Below are 3,560 nucleotides of genomic sequence, written 5' to 3' on the forward strand. Positions count from 1 at the left end.
CTCTTGCAAAAATGCGAAAGAAAATTACATGCGGTTTTCGCATGGCTGCCAAGCCTTGGTCGGCGCGCAATATTTAGTGCTCCGGGCTTGACGGTCCGCGGTCTTACGAGTAGAAGCCGCCCAGTCAGAACCGATGTGAGGCTCTCCCTTCCGAAGCGACACGCTTTGGAGTTTGCCTCAAACAGGGTTCGTTTTACGAGCGAAAAGACATTTCCGGCGTGCACGAAGCGGCTTCCGCTTCCTCTGCCTTTTGTTCGGGCAAGACCGCGAGGCGCGGTTTATGGCCCGAATTTGCGTATGGAAATGACGCTTTGAGCGGCCCTGACCGGGCGAGACACGGAATTGAGAGACAAGAGGGTTTAATGCCTACCGTCAACCAGCTGATCCGCAAGCCGCGCATTGCGCCGGTGAAGCGCAACAAGGTCCCGGCCATGCAGCAGAACCCGCAGAAGCGGGGCGTCTGCACGCGCGTCTATACAACGACGCCGAAGAAGCCGAACTCGGCGCTGCGCAAGGTGGCCAAGATCCGCCTGACCAATGGTTTTGAAGTGATCGGGTACATCCCCGGCGAAGGCCACAACCTTCAGGAACACTCCGTGGTGATGATCCGCGGCGGCCGCGTCAAGGATCTTCCGGGCGTTCGCTACCACATCATCCGCGGCGTGCTCGACACGCAGGGTGTGAAGAACCGCAAGCAGCGCCGTTCGAAGTACGGCGCCAAGCGTCCGAAGTAAGGGGCGTCCGAAGTAAGATTTTCCGGCCTTGGCGCTCCTTGGGTGCGTCGGGTTATGAGATTGAGAGACAAAAGCCATGTCGCGTCGTCACAGTGCAGAAAAGCGTGAGATCAATCCGGACCCGAAGTTCGGCGATCTGATCGTCACCAAGTTCATGAACGCCGTCATGTATGACGGCAAGAAGTCGGTCGCCGAGACCATCGTCTACGGCGCGCTCGACCAGGTTCAGTCGAAGACCAAGCAGGAGCCGGTCACCGTCTTCCATCAGGCGCTCGACAATGTCGCGCCTCATGTTGAAGTGCGTTCGCGTCGTGTCGGTGGCGCCACCTACCAGGTTCCGGTTGATGTGCGCCCCGAGCGCCGCCAGGCATTGGCCATTCGCTGGCTGATCGCTGCGGCCCGCAATCGCAATGAGACCACGATGGTCGACCGCCTCTCCGGCGAGCTGATGGATGCGGCCAACAACCGCGGCACGGCTGTCAAGAAGCGTGAAGACACCCACAAGATGGCTGAAGCCAACCGCGCTTTCGCGCACTACCGCTGGTAAAGCGCGAACGAGACTGAGAGGCAGCTACGATGGCCCGCGAATACAAAATCGAAGACTACCGCAATTTCGGTATCATGGCGCATATTGACGCCGGCAAGACGACGACCACCGAGCGCGTCCTCTACTACACGGGCAAGTCGCACAAGATCGGCGAAGTCCACGACGGCGCTGCCACCATGGATTGGATGGAGCAGGAGCAGGAGCGCGGCATCACGATCACCTCCGCCGCGACCACGACCTTCTGGAAGGCTCGTGACGGCAAGATGCACCGCTTCAACATCATCGACACCCCCGGCCACGTCGACTTCACCATCGAAGTCGAGCGTTCGCTGCGCGTGCTCGACGGCGCCATCGCGCTGCTCGATGCCAATGCCGGCGTTGAGCCGCAGACCGAGACCGTCTGGCGCCAGGCCGACAAGTACCGCGTTCCGCGCATGATCTTCTGCAACAAGATGGACAAGATCGGCGCCGACTTCTATCGCTCGGTCGAGATGATCGGTTCGCGCCTCGGCGCGCATGCCGTTGTCATGCAGCTGCCGATTGGCGCCGAGACCGAGTTCAAGGGCGTCGTCGACCTCGTCGAGATGAACGCGCTTGTCTGGCGCGACGAGACGCTGGGCGCTGCCTGGGATGTCGTCGAGATCCCGGACGACCTCAAGGCTCGTGCCGAAGAATACCGCGAGAAGATGATCGAGGCCGCCGTCGAAATGGACGAGACGGCGCTTGAAAATTACCTCGAAGGCAAGATGCCGTCGAATGATGAGATCCGCGCGCTGATCCGCAAGGGCACCATCGCGGTCAAGTTCTACCCGATGTTCTGTGGCTCGGCCTTTAAGAACAAGGGCGTGCAGCCGCTGCTCGACGCCGTCGTCGAATATCTGCCGTCGCCGGCCGATGTTCCCGCCATCAAGGGTGTCGATGCCAAGACCGACGCCGAGATCGAGCGTCACGCCGACGACAACGAGCCTCTGTCGATGCTCGCCTTCAAGATCATGAACGACCCGTTCGTCGGTTCGCTGACCTTTGCCCGCATCTATTCGGGCAGGCTCACCAAGGGCATCTCGGTCGACAACACCGTGAAGGGCAAGAAAGAGCGCATCGGCCGCATGCTGCAGATGCATGCGAACTCGCGCGCCGACGTCGAAGAGGCTTTTGCCGGCGACATCGTTGCTCTTGCCGGTCTCAAGGACACGACCACCGGCGACACGCTGAGCGATCCGCTGCATCCGGTCATTCTCGAGCGCATGGAGTTCCCCGATCCGGTCATCCAGATCGCCATCGAGCCGAAGACCAAGAACGACCAGGAAAAGATGGGCCTCGCCCTTCACCGCCTGGCCGCCGAGGATCCGTCCTTCCGTGTCAAGACCGACGAGGAAAGCGGCCAGACCATCATTTCCGGCATGGGCGAACTTCACCTGGACATCATCGTCGACCGCATGCGTCGCGAGTTCAAGGTCGAGGCCAATGTCGGCGCACCGCAGGTGGCTTATCGCGAGACGATCACCCGCAGGCACGAGCAGGACTACACGCACAAGAAGCAGACCGGCGGTACCGGTCAGTTCGCTCGCGTCAAGATCGTCTTCGAGCCGAATCCGGACAGCAGCGAGTTCGAGTTCGAGACCAAGATCGTCGGCGGCGCCGTGCCGAAGGAATACATCCCCGGTGTCGAAAAGGGCATCAACAGCGTCATGACCTCGGGTCCGTTCGCGGGCTTCCCGATGATCGGCGTCAAGGCGACCCTCATCGACGGCGCTTACCACGATGTCGACTCCAGCGTCCTGGCCTTCGAAATCGCCGGCCGCGCCTGCTTCCGTGAAGCAGCACCCAAGCTTGGCGTGCAGCTTCTGGAGCCGATCATGAAGGTCGAAGTTGTGACGCCGGAAGACTACGTCGGCAGCGTCATCGGCGATCTGAACGGTCGTCGTGGCCAGATTCAGGGTCAGGAAGCGCGCGGCGTTGCCGTCGTCATCAACGCGATGGTGCCGCTCGCCAACATGTTCAAGTATGTCGACAACCTGCGCTCGATGAGCCAGGGCCGTGCGGCCTACACTATGCAGTTCGATCACTATGAGCCGGTTCCGACCGCAGTGGCTCAGGAAGTCCAGAAGAAATACGCCTAAGGGTTTCTTAGCCACCGGGTCGCGCTCCTTGCGCGGTGCCGGATCTGAAGAGCGAATAACAATTTCCCCTTAGCGGGTAGAATAGACGGAGAACGATTATGGCCAAAGGTAAATTCGAGCGTAACAAGCCTCACGTGAACATCGGCACGATTGGCCACG

At 60.5% G+C, this 3,560-nt stretch carries 3 protein-coding genes; all 3 read left to right on the forward strand.

Going from position 1 to position 3,560, the window contains the following annotated elements; all coding sequences use genetic code 11:
- Nucleotides 1-362: 362 nt before the first annotated feature.
- The 3 genes from rpsL (at nt 363) to fusA (ending at nt 3,401) form a co-directional block, all read left to right on the forward strand.
- Nucleotides 363-734, forward strand: a complete 372-nt coding sequence (gene rpsL / locus EOB59_RS34065) for a 30S ribosomal protein S12 (RefSeq protein WP_006333356.1) — start codon at nt 363-365, stop codon at nt 732-734.
- A 76-nt stretch (nt 735-810) separates the two neighbouring features.
- Complete coding sequence (gene rpsG, locus EOB59_RS34070) at nt 811-1,281, forward strand: 30S ribosomal protein S7 (protein ID WP_008875664.1); 471 nt, start codon at nt 811-813, stop codon at nt 1,279-1,281.
- A gap of 29 nt (nt 1,282-1,310) precedes the next feature.
- Nucleotides 1,311-3,401 (forward strand): elongation factor G, encoded by a 2,091-nt coding sequence (gene fusA / locus EOB59_RS34075; RefSeq protein ID WP_027027748.1) that lies wholly within the window; start codon nt 1,311-1,313, stop codon nt 3,399-3,401.
- Nucleotides 3,402-3,560 lie beyond the last annotated feature (159 nt).

This window comes from Mesorhizobium sp. M7A.F.Ca.MR.176.00.0.0 (genome assembly GCF_004023165.1).
Taxonomy (GTDB): Bacteria; Pseudomonadota; Alphaproteobacteria; order Rhizobiales; family Rhizobiaceae; genus Mesorhizobium.

Bases quoted from the DNA above. Each gene is read 5' to 3' on its own strand.
- rpsL (WP_006333356.1), top strand. From the start codon at position 363: ATGCCTACCGTCAACCAGCTGATCCGCAAGCCGCGCATTGCGCCGGTG.
- rpsG (WP_008875664.1), top strand. From the start codon at position 811: ATGTCGCGTCGTCACAGTGCAGAAAAGCGTGAGATCAATCCGGACCCG.
- fusA (WP_027027748.1), top strand. From the start codon at position 1,311: ATGGCCCGCGAATACAAAATCGAAGACTACCGCAATTTCGGTATCATG.